We start from the raw sequence: 16,333 nt of genomic DNA, 5'->3' as shown, positions 1-16,333 counted from the left end.
GGCTTACTCAGGCGTAAACTGATACATAATTACATTACGAAATTCCGGATCGACAATGGTCTTAGCGACGAAATGAAACCCGTTTGTGTTCAGCAAATGAGTCAGACTTTCGTCGGTAAAGAGCAGTTTTCGGCATCCCTGATGCTTACGGCCGGGCTTTCTGCTTATATTTTCCCAAATGAACAACTGGCCGTTGGGCTTCAAATTTTTCCGAATGCTGGCCAGCATTTCATTGGGATGATCAAATTCGTGGAGGCTATTTTCCACAATAATCTTGTCGAAAAACTGTTCTGGCAAGCGCGTTTCCTTTTCCTTCCCCCGAATGGGAATAAACCGGGCCGTACTGACTTGGCCGACGGTTTCATAGACTTGCCGGATGGTCTGTGAGAGTGTTTCTGGCTGCAAACAAACCGGGTTCAGATCCTGCAAATACAGGGTCAGGCTGTCTGTCATCAGGGAATAAATCACCTCCCGAACACCACTTCCGGCTCCTACACTAGCGATGTTTTCATTGGCACGAAAGTCATATATTTCCCGGTACCGCTTTACCATCCATTTTATGTTACGGACGTCAAGAATATGCTTGTCAAAACAATTTTCATTATCAAATTGAGCTAGCGTTGCTGTGCTTGACCAAAGTAGAAGAATAACCGTAAAGAAGTTCTGCATGTAATAAATTTCAATTTTACCAGGTTTGCTTTTTGATAACCAGAAGCTTTTCATAGGATTCACTTAAGTTCTGATATACCATAATCCTTTTTTTGTCTATACCTTAAGCAACGGTTTTTTCCCATAAAATACAAAAAAGGACGCCAATCCGAGCGTCCTTTTTCTTTTTTGACTTACAAGGATTTATAGTGGCCCGGTGACCAGTTCATCCTTCGCCGGTACATTTTTTTTCTGTTCATTGAACATAAGCAGGAAAAGCACCAGAACCACCGCAGCAATCCCCGCCGGAACTAGCCAGAAGGAAGTCCAATCTACCTGGCCATTCACGGTATAAATATCCCTTACAATGCCGGACAGTTTAGACCCAATGCCCATCCCGATACCGTACGTCGCCAGCGTAATCAGGCCCTGTGCCGAGGATTTAATGCGGTCACCGGCTTTGTTGTCAGTATAAATCTGGCCCGTTACAAAGAAGAAATCGTAACAAACCCCGTGCAACACAATGGCAATATACAGCATCCATTCGCCGGAACCGCCGTCGCCATAGCCAAACATCACGAAACGGATGATCCAGGCCACTAGCCCAACCACCAGCATGTATTTCACACCCAACTGCCTGAAGGCCAGCGGAATCATGAGCATAAAGAAAAATTCAGAAGCCTGTCCCAATGACATTTTATTCTCCACATTGGTCATGCCCGAATCCGTCAGCGACGGGTTGGCCATGGCGTAATAAAAGGACAGCGGAATGCAGATGAGCACCGACGACACGAAGAAGATTGCAAATGAGCGGTCTTTCAGGAGCTTGAACGCATCGACCCCCAGAATCTGCCCCACCGTTGCGTTGGCCGATGGTTTGGGGGGCGTGTCGGGCAGCGTAAAGGCAAAAAGCCCAAAAAACAGGGCGATGTACATCGCAATCTGAAAAATGGTTGATTCACCGCCGATATTCAGAAAACCGACAATGTTGGTAATGACAATCCAGGCTACGGTTCCCAGCACCCGAATGCCCGGAAACTCCTTCTCCGGATTGCTCATGTGCTGCATGGCAATGGACGTTGTCAGCGACATCGAAGGCGCAAACGTCAGACAGTAGGCCAAAATCAGCCAGAAAAACTGATCCGGGTTATTTTCCTGAAGCAGAAAAAACAGAATGGCGGCCCCGGCCAGGTTCAATACGCCCAATACTTTCTGAGCGGCAAAATACCGGTCGGCAATCAGACCAACGAAAAACGGCGCGACCAGCATGGCCAGCGAAAAAGCCGTATAGGCATTCCCAACCTGATCACCAGTTGCATTTAATTGGGTAAAAAGATACTTACTCATCTGTCCATACCAGGCTCCCCACACGGCATAGAGGAGAAACATCATCATGGAAAGCTGAATGCGGGTTTTTAAGCTCATTGGGTTAGATTATGGTTAAAGTAGATCAATTACGTGCGGCATCCAATCGCGGCTTTGAAGTTAAACGAAATGTGGTAAGTGTCCAATCTCCTCTCCGTATTGTTTCAATCAGCAATCGGTTTTTCCCAGTTCAATCCAATTCTTTTACGTTTGATAAATAGTTCGTTTCTTTCTTTTTTCCCTTCGCGTAACTTTGAATCATGAAACATCTCTACTCCCTTTTCACGTTGGTTCTGACCACGGTTTTCTCTGCCGTGCAAGCCCAGAAAGTCGATCTTGACCGCTTTTACTTCGATGCCGGTTACCTGATTCTCCCCCGAGAGTTTACCCCGGCCGATAACCGTACCTTCGGTGTCCGGGTTAGTTGTTCCCCTTCAATTTCGTCAGCGTATCCGGAAGCGTCGATTTACGAAAAAATCAGTCTGTCAGGCTTTCAGCGGGTTGAAAACAAGCCGGCCGTTGGCATTCAGATTGAGTTCGGCAACGTCCGTTTTGAGAAAAGCGAAACCAAAGTCCGAACCGACGAGAAAAAAGACAAAGACGGCAAAGTAACCAGCAAAACCGATTATTATTCCATGGTAGTCCGCTACAGCTTTAGCGGAAATTACAAAATCCTCGGCACCCGAACCGACGAGAAATCGCTGAGTAAAAAAGAAAAAGCGAAAGCGCAGGACCTTCAGAACAACCGGTTTTTGCAGAATGCATCGCAGGCCGATCCGGAGAAGAGCGTGACAACCAGCGGGTATTTCCCGTACGAATTATCGTATACGACCATTGAATACAAAAACCTGGCCGATGCCCGGCGTTATATCGAGCAAAACCAGCAGACCATCCGGACGGACCTGATTACCAAATACGTCAACGACGCTTTGATTCGGGTCAATGAAGATGCCAACCGCTGGTATGGCTACGTTCCCACCCAGACGCGGGAGTTTTTGTGGATTCTGGACTCCAAAAGTCACCCCGAATACCCGATTCAGCAGGACGCGATTAAAGCCGTCAAGGAGTTGTCGAAACGGATGGTAGCCACCCAACCCATCGATCAACTGGCCAGTGATCTTCAGCCAGTAATGGATTATTTCCAGGAGCTTAAAAACAAATACCCCGGCAGCGACAAACGCAACCAGAAAATGCGGTATTCGGCTTACTACAACCTGATGGTATTGAATTATTTGCTTGACCGGCCCGATCAGGCCATTGAAGAAGCTGACGGACTGATCAAGAACGGTTACGACACCAAAGACGGTGAAAAATACGCGGGTTGGTCGGAAGAGTTGAAGAAGATGCTCGCCAAACACCAGATGGCGTCGCGGCACGTCCAGTAATGGTTGGCTCCCCGCAAAGCTTTTACTCTTTACGGGGAGCCAACCATTTATTCAATCATTTTTAGCAATTCATTGAGCTTCAACAGGGCTTCAATCGGCGTAAGCGTGTTAATGTCCATTTTGCGGAGCTTCTCCTTGATGGCTTCGGCTTTTGGATCGCCGGCTTCGAAAATTTTAAGCGTAATGTCGTTGGCTTTGGGCATTTCCCGCAGCGTTTCGCGTCGGGTATCACCGGCGCCCTCGCGTTGGCTTTCGAGCTCTTTCAGAATGTCGCCCGCCCGGCTGACAATTTTTGTTGGCATGCCCGCCATCTGGGCCACGTGAATCCCGAAGCTGTGCTCACTGCCCCCTTCTTTCAGTTTGCGCAGAAAAAGCACTTTATTGCCCATCTCCTTGACGGCCACGTTGAAGTTCTTGATGCGCGGCAAATCCGTGGCCAACTCGTTCAGTTCGTGGTAGTGGGTTGCAAACAGGGTTTTGGCGCGGTATTGCGGGTGATTGTGCAGGTATTCGGCAATTGACCAGGCAATGGAGACCCCGTCGTAGGTGCTGGTTCCCCGCCCGATTTCATCCATGATGACCAGACTCCGTTCGCTGAGGTTGTTCAGAATGCTGGCGGTTTCGGTCATTTCCACCATAAACGTCGACTCGCCCCGCGACAAATTGTCGGATGCCCCAACGCGCGTGAAAATCTTGTCGATAATCCCGATTTCGGCTTCCGATGCCGGCACGAAACAACCCGTCTGTGCCATCAGTACGATCAGGGCCGTCTGGCGCAGCAAGGCGGATTTTCCGGCCATGTTGGGCCCTGTAATGATGATGATCTGCTGCGTTTCATCATCGAGGTACAAATCGTTCGGCACGTACGGTTCTCCGGGAGGCAGTTGCTGCTCAATAACCGGATGCCGTCCATCTTTAATCTGCAACACGTTCGCATTGGTGATGGTCGGTTTGACGTAACGGTTTTTCTCGGCCACGCGGGCGAACGACGCCAGCACGTCGAGCACCGAAATGACCCGGGCATTCTGCTGAATGTGGTTGACGTATTCGCCAGCCGCCAGCACCAGATCGTTGAACATCCGCTGCTCGATCATAAAAATCTGATCTTCCGCATTCAGAATCTTGTCTTCGTATTCTTTCAGCTCGGGTGTAATATACCGCTCGGCATTCACCAGCGTCTGCTTCCGAATCCATTCTTCCGGTACGCGCGATTTGTGGGCGTTCGACACTTCCAGGTAATAGCCAAATACCTTGTTGTAAGCTACTTTGAGCGAGGAAATGCCCGTACGCTGCACCTCTCGGTTCTGCAATTGAACCAGAAAATCTTTTCCCGAAAACGCAATGGCGTGCAGGGCATCCAGATCGGCATTCACCCCGCTTTTGATCATGCCTCCCTGGTTACTCACTACCGGCGCTTCATCGCGCAACTCGTTTTCAATCCGATCCACCAGAAACGTACAGGTATTGAGCTGATCGGCGTATTTTTTGATCGAAGAAGTGAGGGGTTGTTGCGCCAGGGCGTTGATCAGCAATTCTTTAATGGGCTGAATGTGGGCCAGCGAACGTTTTAGCTGCACCATCTCCCGGGGCGAAATCCGCCGAACCGCCACCTTAGAGATCAGGCGTTCCAGATCGCCAATCTGCTTGAGGTGCTGCCCCAGCGTTTCGCGCAAACTGAGCTGGCCATCCTCGGATTGACCATCTTTAAGCAACTCAACGGTATTGAGCCGTTCTTCAATCAAGGTTTTGTCTTTCAGCGGCAACAGCAACCATTTCCGTAGCAGCCGGGCGCCCATTGGCGTAACGGTTTGATCTAACACCTGAATCAGCGGAATACCGCCGTCCTGCTGCGGGGCCGCCAGCTCCAGATTCCGGATGGTGAACCGGTCGAGCCAGACGTATTTGTCTTCTTCCAGCCGGGTGAGCCGAACGATATGCCCTACTTCTTTGTGCTCGGTTTCGTGCAGGTAATGTAGCACAACCCCGGCGGCAATAATTCCGTCAGTCAGCCCTTCAACGCCAAATCCTTTCAGCGACGAAGTCTGAAAATGCTGGGTCAGCAGGGGATACGAAAAGTCGTAGGTAAACGCCCAGTCTTCCAGCGTATAGGTATTAAATTTATCACCGAAGAGTTCGACGAAATCTTTCCGGTGTTTTTTACAAAACAGCACCTCCGACGGATTGAAACTTTGCAGGAGTTTATCGGCATAAGCCGCATTGCCCTGCGCCGTCAGAAACTCCCCGGTTGAAATGTCCAGAAACGCAATCCCAAACTGGGCATCGGGCCCCACTCCTTTTGCAAAATGAACAGCCGCCAGGTAATTATTACGCCGAGTATCCAGCACGTTATCATTGAAGGACACACCCGGTGTGACCAGTTCCGTCACCCCCCGTTTCACAATTCCTTTGGCCATTGCCGGGTCTTCGAGCTGGTCACAGATGGCCACTCGCTCGCCCGCCCGCACCAGTTTGGGCAGGTACGTATCCAGCGAGTGGTGGGGAAAACCGGCCAGATCTTCATTGGCTCCGCCGTTGTTCCGTTTCGTTAGCGTTATGCCCAGAATCCGGCTGGCTTTCACGGCATCTTCGCCGAAAGTTTCGTAGAAATCGCCAACGCGAAAAAGCAGAATTGCGCCGGGATATTTGGCTTTAATTTGGTTGTATTGCCGGTTAAGTGGTGTCTCAGTCGTCTTTTTGGGTGCTTTGTTCAAGTTGGTATTTTTCACAAATTCCGTAGGGTTATTTCAAACAAAAATACGAAATTTTAGGCAGAGGATGGTCTTTTCGTCGGGTAGTCGTGAGAAATGCGCTTTTGTTTGTGCTTTCCTAAAAAGTATATAAACTTGGAGCCAAATCCACCTAATCATGCCTACACCTTTCCAGCGTTTGCCGTTTGTCCTGCTGCTAGTGGCTACTTTTCAGATACAGTCGTGCCGGCTTTCCGAAATTGGCGTCTCCGACTCCCCCCCTTCTGATCGCAGCCAACTGAAAGGCCCCGATGCTCAAACGCTGGAACGAAAAACCGTTCAGTTAACCGAACTCCTCGCTTACCCTTTTTACGGCGGTTCTGTTCAGTTCAACCAGCAGTTGTTGCTCCAGGGTTATAACGACGACGCGGGCCGACTGGCCGTACTGAACCCCGCCGGTATACGCGAGCTGCCCAAAAATACCTTCACGCATTTGTTTGCCACCCCGTCGGGTATTACCTGGGGAGCCAAAGTCCTTACTAACGCATTCAGCCTCCACCAACTAAACAACGGACGCTGGATTGAAGAAGGCCTCCTAAAAGGAAATCTCTACCAAACCGTCAGGGTCACCGATCAGCAAATCTGGCTGATGACGTCCAAAAGCCTCCTGATTTGGGATATAAAGCAAAAGAAAGTAAGTCAGCAACTTGACCTCGATCCTTCGCGGAGATTCACCGACAATTTCTCCCTCGAAATCGTCAAGGGGGAGTTGCGCATCTACCGGAATCAGACGCTGACGACCGCCATTGCCCGGTTCTCCCTGGCCAGTCTGCTCACCGTTCGGGCGGGCATTTCCAATGCGATCTGGAATGCCTTTGAGGATCCAAACGGTGGCTTGTGGTTGGTAGTGAAAGACGCCAACTGGGACGGTATTCTGTTTCGGTACGATGGTCAGAATCTCACCAAATTGACGACGATCCCCGTCGGACAGCATGATTCCGGACGCGGAGTTTCTCACTGTATTTTCGACAAACACGGAAATCTCTGGATGTCCGTTGACAGAGTAAACTATGTATATACGAAAGAAGGAAAATGGTTGCTTCCAGAATTTGATTTGCTTAAAAACACTCCACACGGCAGTTCCGTTTTTACCGATTCAAAGGGAAATCTGATCGTCGCCAGTTACCCAAAACTCTTTTCCATGCGGCCCTAATTGTTGGCCTCAACTTTATTGCCATGCCCCGAAAAATCAGTCTGGACGAACTGCATCGTCTATCCGTAGAAGATTTCAAACAAGCGAAGAAAAACCCGTACTGCCTCATTCTGGATAGTGTCCGGAGCCTCAACAACGTTGGTTCGGTTTTCCGGACAGCTGACGCTTTTCGAGCGGAGAAAATTTATCTCTGCGGCATCACCGGCACTCCGCCCCACCGCGACATTACCAAAACCGCGCTGGGCGCTACCGAGTCCGTTGATTGGGAATATGCCGCCGATGTTGTTGAGCTTGCTGATCGATTGCGGCAGGAAGGCTGGCTTATTGCCGCAATCGAACAGGCCGAAGGGAGTGTCAGTTTACAGGATTTTCAGCCGTTTTCTAACAAAAAACTGGCATTTGTGTTTGGTAATGAGGTTGCCGGGGTCTCCAATGGCCTGATTGAGCGCGCTGATCTAGTTCTCGAAATTCCTCAATATGGTACCAAACATTCTCTCAATATTGCCGTCAGCGCCGGTATTGTCTGCTGGGATTTTGTAACAAAGCTTAACAAAAACTTAACACAGTGATTTTGTTTTTCCAGATTCTTTCGTAGTTGTTTGTAGATTTTTTTTACGAAACATCATTTAACAGTACTCCTGTATGAAGACCAAAAAAAAAGCACTGGCGACTGACATTGCTAGTTCCATTGAAACCAAATTAGCAGAGGTTGGCGAACAGTCGAAAAAAGTAAAAAAAGCCATCACGAAATCGGCTACCAAATTAGCCGACCGTATCGCCAAGCTCTTCAAAAAAGAAGAAGAGAAAAAGAAGAAGAAAGCGGTAAAAGCTAAGAAAAAAGCAGACGAAAAAGGCAAAAAAGACGCTAAGAAGCCCAAGAAAGCAACCGTTAAAGCGAATCAAAACGGGCAGGCCGCAGTAACTACCCCCGAAATTACCGTAGCCTCACCCGCTGTTCAACCGAAGGCTCCGGCCAAACCTAAAGCAACGACAGCAGCCAAACCGGCTACGCCCCGTGCTACCTCAGCAACACGGAAAGCCTCAGTTCCCAAACCAGCGCCGGAATCGTCAACGTCTGAATCCTGAAGATCAGATTTTCCCAGTGTGATAAATTATTTCTGCGTAGGGCAAATGCTCTGCGCTTTTTTATTTCCCTGAATAAAACCGTTAACCCCCTTCTACTCTGACGCTTAAGAAGAATAGTGCTTCACCCTGTATCTTTGAGCACTAAAATAGAAACGCTTAATTAGTATCATTTATGGTTACATCGTTGGATTATTACTTACTATTCAATTAATTAGCAGCTCATACCAATTCACAATAACGTCTGATAAAAACGAATTGGAAAATCAATTCGCTCTCCTTCAACCTTCGTTTCAAAAAGACTATAAATAGGAATGCTAAGGCAGCAATTCCTAATACAATTCTAAAAAAACATTCGATTTGTTGACCAATCAAAAACTCTATCGTCTTAACGAGTAGGAGTTTTACGTTCCTCAAAATTGATTGCCTATGTCGCGAACAACTACCCGACTTTTAATCGTACTTTCTATCCTCTCCATCGTTGGCATCGTCTCCACGCAGGTATACTGGATTAGAAAAGCCTACGAATTGCGCGAACGGCAATTTCTGCAAACTGCCACCAAAGCCCTGGGCGAAGTGGCCCGGCGCGTTGCCAAACCCGCAACAAACGCCCCCGTTAATGTTCAGGTGGTTACGTTGGCACCAGCTTATTTTCTAGTAAACTTAAATGCCCCAATCGACTCTCGAAAACTGGATTTTTACCTGAGTGCCGAACTGGAAATTCACCAGATTCTGACGGATTTTGAGTACGGCATTTACGATGACCGCGTCGGCCAGATTATTTACGCCAACTCATCCAATCACTCGGAGGAAGTGCTTTCACCTTCGCACACAACCCTCCCATCTGTTTCGTCACCCTATTATTTTGTGGTCCGCTTTCCCAATCAGGTTCAATACCTGACTCAGCAATTGGACAACTGGATTCTGGCGTCCCTGATTGTGCTGGCTATTGTGTCTTTTTTCCTGTATCTCTTTTACCGGATGCTAACGCAAAAAAGCCAGACGGAAGATCAGCGGGAATTTATCAACAACATGACCCACGAATTACAGACTCCGATTACGTCCATCAAAATAGCCGCGGATGTCCTGTCTTCGCCCAAAATCATGGAGCAACCCGAGCGAATGCTTAAATATGTTCGGATGGTGCAGGAAGAAACATTGCGGTTACAGCAACAGGTTGAAACCGTCCTGACGGTAGCCCGTGCCGATAACAAAGGCATTTTCAAACTACACCCGGTACCCATCGACATGCACGAGCTGCTGTACCACCTCGCGGAACGCCACGGTGATTACCTGCACCTGGAACTGGAAGCACATTATCCCGTTATCCAGGCCGACCGTATGCACCTCACCAACCTGCTGGCCAATCTGGTTGACAACGCGGTGAAATATACGCCCAAAGACCCGTTCATCCGCCTGATCACCCGGAACGAAAACGGACTGTTCATTATCATGGTGCAGGACAACGGCATTGGCATCGCCCCCGAGCATCAACCGCATATATTCAATGCCTATTACCGCGCTCCGGGTTCCTGCAACCACAGTGTCAAAGGTTTTGGCCTAGGCTTGAGCTATGTTCAGAAGATCGTGAAAGCGCACCGCTGGAAACTAAGCCTCACCAGCGCACCAGGTCATGGCAGCTCATTCTGCATCCGGATTCCGCAACCCACCGTTCAATCCATTCGCAACAGCCGGGCTTCTGTCAAGAGCAATGAGCTATAAAAAGCGATGAGCTACAAAAAAAGAATGGAGTAAGGGTTGCCCTTACTCCATTCTTTTTTTCGGTCAGACTGCGGTTTATTTGGCCGTTTTCTCCACCGTAGCTGCTTTTACCCGCATAATTCCGTTCATAATCCGCCAGTGCCCCGGGAATGTACAAACGAAGGGGTAATCGCCCGGTTGAGAGGGAGCCGTAAACTTGAGACGGTATGTCTGATCGGGATTCACCAGGGGCGAGGCTGCCACTACCTGCGGAATCGTGGGAACGTAGTTCTTTTCGGCTCCGTCTTTAGCCGTAATCATCTTATCCGCAGCTGCCCCAATTACCTCCAGCGACTTCGGTTTGCCAACCACAATGTTGTGTTGCATGGCATCGATGTTCTCGAATATGATTTCAACCGGTTTGCCCGCCGTTACCGAAAACTCTTTTTTGTCGAATTGCAGTGCTTCCTTGATGGGTTTGATGCGAACGATCTCGGTGTTGGGATCAACCGCTTCCTCCGCAGCTACACCCCAGGCCTGCAAAACACGCCCCAGACGCTCCCGGCTTTCCGAAGGAACGGTATTGACCAAACTCGCAACCAACGCTTTATCGGATTCTTTGAGCGTCGCTTTCCGGCGCGGGGCCCAGCCTTCCGAAATTCCCTTGACAACGGCGGCACTGCCGGTGGGGTCAAGTTGTTGAGCAAGGCGAAGCAGCGCGATTACCGAATCGGTCGGAGCCGCCACCGTATAATTCCGAATGGTACGCTCCAGCACAAAAGCGTTCATATTCTGCGGTGGGCGATACGTCAGTTTGTGCGTAAATACGTTATTGCGCTCGTTTCCTTCCGGTAATACGTTGTTTCCATCAACCGTTGCCACCACGGCGTAGTCACCAGCTTTTTCAAAGGATACACTAAAAGCCGTGTTCCAGGGACCGTTGTTTCCTTCCTGAATGGTGACGGTTTCGCCGGGTTTAAGACCGGCGGTATGCTTCTGGCTGACGTATTCCATTTTCCGGCCCTGGCCTTCAATCCGAATGTGCAGCGGAATCGGCGTTCCTTCCGGAATGGCCACTCCACCTTTGTTGGTGACTTCCACAAAAATCCGGGCTGATTCGCGAACAAACGGTGAAACGGGTTCGGTACGAACCCGGGTTATAACTAGGTCGGGTTTGTCGTCCGACGACGGTGTGCTTGATGGAGTGGTGGTTTGAGCCGCCATGCCCGCATGGTTGTGATGGCCGCTCATCGACTCCTGCGGCTTTACGGCCGTCTTGCTGTTTTGCACCATTTGTTTCAAAAAAGACTGCATCAGTTTGCCGTCGTGGCTCGTCAACGCACAGGCAAACGCGTCGGGTAACCAGCGATCATTTACTTCTTTGGCGTTATTCAAACGAGTCAGAATAGCGGTCTCGGCGGCTGTACTCAGCGGCATTTCCGAGAGAGCAAGCAAGGTATTCAGCACAACCAGCGGTTCGGTATCGTTCAACACATTGGCCTGTAATAATGAATTGACCGAAGCATCGTTCCGGGGCAGCACCTGAACGGCCGTTTTACGCACGCCAGCACACGCGTGTTTCAGAGCAGCCGTGGCCCCCTGCAAAACGTTCGCATCAGAACCGTCCAACGCCCCTAAACCGTGCAACGTCCACAAGGCGTGGATGGCCGCCGGATTAATACCAATTTCATCCAACGACTGATCCTTAACCAATTCCAGCAATTGAGGAACCACGTCTTTCTGGGCCCGCTCCACCAGCAGGCGCTGGGCCGTTTGCCGCCAGAACATATTATTATTTTTCAATGCGGCTACCAATTCCTGCGGACGATCTTTGCTCAGCGACAACGGTTTATACGACGGAGCTTTCTTGTAAGCAACGCGGTAAATCCGACCGTGCGTGTAATCCCGCAAATCCGTTTCATACGCATTCCCCAGGCCATTTTTTGCTCCTTTTGGCGTCGGATTGTGTTGAATGATGAAGCTGTACCAATCAACTACCCAGACTGCACCATCAGGACCGACCTCAGCAAAAACCGGGGCAACCCACTCATCGGCCCCGGCCAGCAAATTGAAACCCAATCCTTCCGTATCTTCAAAGTCGGTACCGTTTTTTACCATGATGTTCTGGTGAACAATATGGCCGGTTGGTTCCGAGACAAACGCTACTTTATTCCAGTAAGCTTTCGGGAAGGCGCGGGCGGTGTAAAAGTTGTGTCCGGCAGCCGCTGTAAATCCCCCGAACACATCAACCTGCCGAACTTTTTCCGTGATCGGTTTCATGTCTTTGTGCGTATCGGTGCTGCGGCTACCGCTCCCCATCCCACCCGGGAAATAACGGTTTGGAATGGCCTGATACCAACCGTGCGCGTTGTTGGCCGTAGAGCCGAATACATCGCCGGTTTCGTTGAAGGCAAACCCCCAGGTGTTATTGGAGGTGCCGGTTACAAATTCCAGCTTCGAACCGTCGGGTTTAAACCGGAAAAAGCCCTGTCCAAATTTCAGGCTATCTCCACCCACTTTACCGTTAAATCCGGAATAGCCAACACTTCCCCAGATCCAGTTATCGAAACCAACGTGGAGGTTGGATGGTCCAGCGTGGGTATCGAACGTACCGAAGCCCGTAAACAGGATTTTTTTCTCATCCGCCTTGTCGTCGCCGTTGGTGTCTTTCAGAAAGAGCATGTGCGGAGCCTGCGACACGATGACGCCCCCGTTGTAAAATGTCAGACCCGTTGGGATACTTAATCCTTCGGCGAATTTGGTAAACTTATCCGCCTTCCCGTCATTATTGGTGTCTTCACAAATCAAGATATAATCGGTACCACCGGTGTCTTTGCGCTCATTGGGGTAGTCTTTGGTAATCAACACGAAAAGCCGCCCGCGTTCATCCCAGGCCATTGCAATGGGGTGCATTACGTCTGGTTCGTGGGCAAACTGCTCAAGTGTAAAATCTACCGGCACCTGAATGTGTTTCATCGACTCTTCGGGCGAGAGCGGTAGCTGACGCATTTGCGGCCCCGAACGCTTTTCGTAGTTCGGCAAATTGGCCTCCACGTACTGGAATGCCTGCGGTTTTAGATCATCGTGCAGTTTTTTCACGCGGTCGCCCACGGCCCACAGAATGCCCTTTTCCAGCAAATCCTGAAAACCCTGTACCGTCCAGGTGCGTTGATCGTGGCCGTAAGCTGTGTAAAAAACACGGCCTTTGCCGTAGTTACGGGTCCAGGTATACGGTTCGGTTTTCTGATCGGGCCGGTTGGCCGCGGCCATGTCGCTGACCTGGTCAGCTTTAATTTCCCGCACCGCCAGCACGTTGTTGTCGGGCTGTAACTGGCTGTGTATGTACGTTTCGTCGTAGGCTTTGAACGGTTTTAAGCCCATGATAGCCGGGTGGCCGGGCTGCACCGTCAATGTCTGAATGGTATCCATCCGGTGGCGCCAGAACTGTCCGCCCACCATTTTGACGTATTCCGGCGAGTTGCGGAAGCAGTACGAAGCACAGTGAACCGGGATCAACCCTTTGCCGCCAGCCACAAAGTCGAGCAACGCTTGCTCCTGCGGTTTCGGAATGCTGTCCCAGTTGGCATAAATCAGTAAACCGTCGTATTTAGCCAAGTTTTCAGCATTGATATCTTCCAGCCGGTCGGTATATGTAAAGTTGATGCCTTTATCGCCCAGCGCAGCCATAATTTCCGGCACACGTTCTGCCGGGCGATGGTGTCCATTATCGCCCAAAAATAGAATTTCTGTCCGGCGCGGCTTGTTGTCACTGGCCGCCGATATACCGGGCCTCCCCCCCATGTCACGCGGGCTGCTGGCCGGTTGCCGACGAGCACAGTCGGTCAACAAAACCAGTAAACCCAGCATCAGGAATAGGTTTTTGTTTTTCATATTGGTTGGTTTTGAAGGAATGGTATTGGAAAAGTACCGGCTAACGATGGCATCGATCCGGCACTTTTCAGGATTATATTGCTCCGTAATCGGGCAGGTTTTTCAGCTTCCCGCCTTCCATTGCCGACTCATGCGCCAGAATCCCAACACTCGTCCAGTTGGCCGACTGCACGGCATTAGGAAACGGATCGCGATCTTCCACGATAGCCGACACAAACTCGTGCACCATGTGCGGGTGTGAGCCCCCGTGGCCACTGCCCTGCGTAAACGACAGGTGGGTATTTTCGGCCAAGTCGTAAACTCCCTGCGTAGTAAATTGCTGAATTTCAACGGGTAAATAATGTGCATAATCCGGCACTTTCACCCGCTCCGGAATCTCGTGTTCAGGCTTTTTGGCCGTGTGAATTACCGGATCTTCCCCTTCGATGAGTGGCCACTCAAATGATTTCTGGGAACCGTACACCTCAAAACTTTCCCGATACTGCCGGGCCGTATCGAACAAAGAACGGTATACGTAGGCCGACAAATCGCTGTCCTTGAATTTAATGTGCGCCGACTCGATAGCAAACGGAGAGTTGTAATGCGCAATCAGCTCTTCCCGGATGGTACCCGAACCAAAACAGGACACGTATTCGGCATCGAGCTTCAACAGGCCCGCTACCGGCCCAACGCAGTGCGTTGCGTAGTGCATGGGCGGCAAACCGGGCCAGTAGCCGGGCCATCCGTCCATATCCTGCTGGTGGCTGGCCTTCAGAAACTGAATCTTACCCAGCTCTCCTTTCTCATACAATTCCTTGACAAACAGAAACTCCCGGCTGTACACCACCGTTTCCATCATCATGTATTTCTTACCCGTTTCCTTGCAGGCTTTGACAATTTCCAGGCATTCTTCAATCGAAGTAGCCATAGGAACCGTACAGGCAACGTGTTTCCCCGCCCGCAGAGCTTTCAACGACTGTTCGGCGTGGTTGTGGATGGGCGAATTGATGTGCACCGCATCAATAGACGGATCTTCGAGCAATTCGTCATAATTGCTGTACCGTTTCTCAATTCCAAAGGCGTCACCAATTTCATTAAGTTTTTCGGGGTTGCGCTGGCAAATGGCATACATATTCGTATGCGGATGGCGCTGGTAGATGGGGATAAACTCGGCTCCGAAGCCCAGTCCGACGATGGCAATATTGATTTTCATACCTCTTGGACGAATCGTGTCATTCGTCTTTCATTTTGGATTTAGAACTGCCCGGTAGCCGATATAGGATCGGCCTACAGTCAGAGTTGAACGAATAGAAACTACCTGGTTTGAGAGAAAAAAGCGTTCAGACAACGAAGCAACTACGGCTTATTCCTATTTATTCTCAAACAATTACCACAAATGTAACGAACAATTGCCGATACGTCTCGGCTTTTCTTGTCAAATACCGATTGTATTTTAACCAAAAAAGTTTGATAAATTTGTAAAAAACAGCAAAAGAAAGCAATATCATGCGGAACGCTTTGCGAAAAGACCTCGAGCCTGTCGCTTCTTCGTTTATTGTTAAAGAGCTTGTTGAAGCGCACTTTGATCCAAACTGGCATTTTCATCCGCATTACCAATTATTTCTGGTCGAAGAAGGAACGGGCACCCGTTTTATCGGCGACTCCATCAAACCGTTCACAGAGGGGGATCTGGTTTTTTTAGGCCCAAACCTTCCCCACCTCTGGCGCAGTGACCAGCCATTTTTTCAGCGTAATTCCAACCTGATCACGCGGGGTATTGTCGTGTATTTTTCGGAGGATTTTCTGGGCGATCACTTCTTTGATAAGCCGGAAATGAAACTCATTCAGCAATTGCTTCAACACGCCCGGCGGGGTCTGGAATGGAGCGGCCCCACCCGCAGCATGGCCCGGCAAGTGCTGCGTGACCTGTCGTCTCACCCCGTCAATTTCAGCCGGGTCCTGACTTTTTTGCAATTGCTCAACGACCTTTCACACGCTACTGACCACCAATTTATCACCAGTTTAGGGTATACCAACACCGTCAAGCCATCGGAAACTGACCGGATGCAACAGGTGCACGATTATGTACTCGGGCATTTCCACGACGACATCAGCCTGGAGACCGTTGCCGACCTGGCGGGAATGACACCCCCAGCGTTTTGCCGGTATTTCAAGACGCGGGCCAATAAAACGTTTTCGGAGTTTGTCTCGGAAATCCGCATAGGCCACTCCTGTAAGTTGCTGATGGAAGGCAAATTAAGTGTGACGCAGGTAAGCTACGAGAGCGGTTACCGAACACTTTCCAATTTCAACCGGCAGTTTAAAGGTATTACCGGACAAACTCCGTCCGAATACGTGCGAAACGTCCGGGCCGTATAAGG

Annotated in this window: 11 protein-coding genes; 6 read left to right on the top strand and 5 right to left on the bottom strand. The window is 49.9% G+C overall.

The window, feature by feature from the left end; translation table 11 throughout:
- Positions 1-3: 3 nt before the first annotated feature.
- Positions 4-552 carry a methyltransferase domain-containing protein gene (locus ACYVH9_RS10035; protein WP_460636176.1) on the bottom strand — a complete coding sequence of 183 codons (549 nt, stop codon included), beginning with the start codon at positions 550-552 and terminating at the stop codon, positions 4-6.
- Between the two features lie 300 nt (positions 553-852).
- On the bottom strand, positions 853-2,073 hold the full coding sequence (locus ACYVH9_RS10030; protein ID WP_460636175.1) for an MFS transporter: 1,221 nt from the start codon (positions 2,071-2,073) through the stop codon (positions 853-855).
- Between the two features lie 200 nt (positions 2,074-2,273).
- On the opposite strand from ACYVH9_RS10030, the gene ACYVH9_RS10025 reads away from it, so the two are divergent.
- The gene (locus tag ACYVH9_RS10025; RefSeq protein ID WP_460636174.1) at positions 2,274-3,398 is read left to right on the top strand and encodes a hypothetical protein; all 1,125 of its coding nucleotides are present in this window, start codon (positions 2,274-2,276) and stop codon (positions 3,396-3,398) included.
- A 47-nt stretch (positions 3,399-3,445) separates the two neighbouring features.
- Here the strand turns inward: ACYVH9_RS10025 and mutS are convergent, their stop codons facing one another.
- Complete coding sequence (mutS, locus tag ACYVH9_RS10020) at positions 3,446-6,124, bottom strand: DNA mismatch repair protein MutS (RefSeq protein WP_460636173.1); 2,679 nt, start codon at positions 6,122-6,124, stop codon at positions 3,446-3,448.
- Between the two features lie 139 nt (positions 6,125-6,263).
- On the opposite strand from mutS, the gene ACYVH9_RS10015 reads away from it, so the two are divergent.
- From ACYVH9_RS10015 to ACYVH9_RS10000, 4 genes are all read left to right on the top strand, one after another.
- Positions 6,264-7,298 (top strand): hypothetical protein, encoded by a 1,035-nt coding sequence (locus tag ACYVH9_RS10015; protein ID WP_460636172.1) that lies wholly within the window; start codon positions 6,264-6,266, stop codon positions 7,296-7,298.
- A 23-nt stretch (positions 7,299-7,321) separates the two neighbouring features.
- Positions 7,322-7,867, top strand: coding sequence for an RNA methyltransferase (locus ACYVH9_RS10010; RefSeq protein ID WP_460636171.1), 546 nt, complete (start codon positions 7,322-7,324; stop codon positions 7,865-7,867).
- 73 nt (positions 7,868-7,940) lie between these two features.
- Positions 7,941-8,384, top strand: a complete 444-nt coding sequence (locus tag ACYVH9_RS10005; RefSeq protein ID WP_460636170.1) for a hypothetical protein — start codon at positions 7,941-7,943, stop codon at positions 8,382-8,384.
- A 426-nt stretch (positions 8,385-8,810) separates the two neighbouring features.
- Positions 8,811-10,103 carry a sensor histidine kinase gene (locus tag ACYVH9_RS10000; protein WP_460636169.1) on the top strand — a complete coding sequence of 431 codons (1,293 nt, stop codon included), beginning with the start codon at positions 8,811-8,813 and terminating at the stop codon, positions 10,101-10,103.
- 75 nt (positions 10,104-10,178) lie between these two features.
- Here the strand turns inward: ACYVH9_RS10000 and ACYVH9_RS09995 are convergent, their stop codons facing one another.
- Positions 10,179-13,973: a PVC-type heme-binding CxxCH protein gene (locus ACYVH9_RS09995; protein WP_460636168.1), complete on the bottom strand. Its 3,795-nt coding sequence runs from the start codon at positions 13,971-13,973 to the stop codon at positions 10,179-10,181.
- A gap of 73 nt (positions 13,974-14,046) precedes the next feature.
- The gene (locus ACYVH9_RS09990) at positions 14,047-15,165 is read right to left on the bottom strand and encodes a Gfo/Idh/MocA family protein (protein WP_460636167.1); all 1,119 of its coding nucleotides are present in this window, start codon (positions 15,163-15,165) and stop codon (positions 14,047-14,049) included.
- A 293-nt stretch (positions 15,166-15,458) separates the two neighbouring features.
- Between ACYVH9_RS09990 and ACYVH9_RS09985 the strand changes: the two genes are divergently transcribed.
- A complete protein-coding gene (locus ACYVH9_RS09985) occupies positions 15,459-16,331 on the top strand; it encodes a helix-turn-helix domain-containing protein (RefSeq protein WP_460636166.1) in 873 nt (290 codons plus the stop codon).
- The last annotated feature ends 2 nt before the right edge of the window (positions 16,332-16,333 follow it).

The organism is Larkinella harenae, from assembly GCF_054780515.1.
The sequence above is the reverse complement of the archived record's forward strand: the minus strand, read 5'-3'. Positions and strand labels throughout refer to the sequence as shown.

Excerpts from the sequence above, each read along its gene's own strand:
- ACYVH9_RS10005 (WP_460636170.1), top strand. The coding sequence starts at position 7,941 with ATGAAGACCAAAAAAAAAGCACTGGCGACTGACATTGCTAGTTCCATT.
- ACYVH9_RS10010 (WP_460636171.1), top strand. The coding sequence starts at position 7,322 with ATGCCCCGAAAAATCAGTCTGGACGAACTGCATCGTCTATCCGTAGAA.
- ACYVH9_RS09995 (WP_460636168.1), bottom strand. The coding sequence starts at position 13,973 with ATGAAAAACAAAAACCTATTCCTGATGCTGGGTTTACTGGTTTTGTTG.
- ACYVH9_RS10015 (WP_460636172.1), top strand. The coding sequence starts at position 6,264 with ATGCCTACACCTTTCCAGCGTTTGCCGTTTGTCCTGCTGCTAGTGGCT.
- ACYVH9_RS10000 (WP_460636169.1), top strand. The coding sequence starts at position 8,811 with ATGTCGCGAACAACTACCCGACTTTTAATCGTACTTTCTATCCTCTCC.
- ACYVH9_RS10035 (WP_460636176.1), bottom strand. The coding sequence starts at position 552 with ATGGTAAAGCGGTACCGGGAAATATATGACTTTCGTGCCAATGAAAAC.
- ACYVH9_RS09990 (WP_460636167.1), bottom strand. The coding sequence starts at position 15,165 with ATGAAAATCAATATTGCCATCGTCGGACTGGGCTTCGGAGCCGAGTTT.
- ACYVH9_RS10030 (WP_460636175.1), bottom strand. The coding sequence starts at position 2,073 with ATGAGCTTAAAAACCCGCATTCAGCTTTCCATGATGATGTTTCTCCTC.
- ACYVH9_RS10025 (WP_460636174.1), top strand. The coding sequence starts at position 2,274 with ATGAAACATCTCTACTCCCTTTTCACGTTGGTTCTGACCACGGTTTTC.
- ACYVH9_RS09985 (WP_460636166.1), top strand. The coding sequence starts at position 15,459 with ATGCGGAACGCTTTGCGAAAAGACCTCGAGCCTGTCGCTTCTTCGTTT.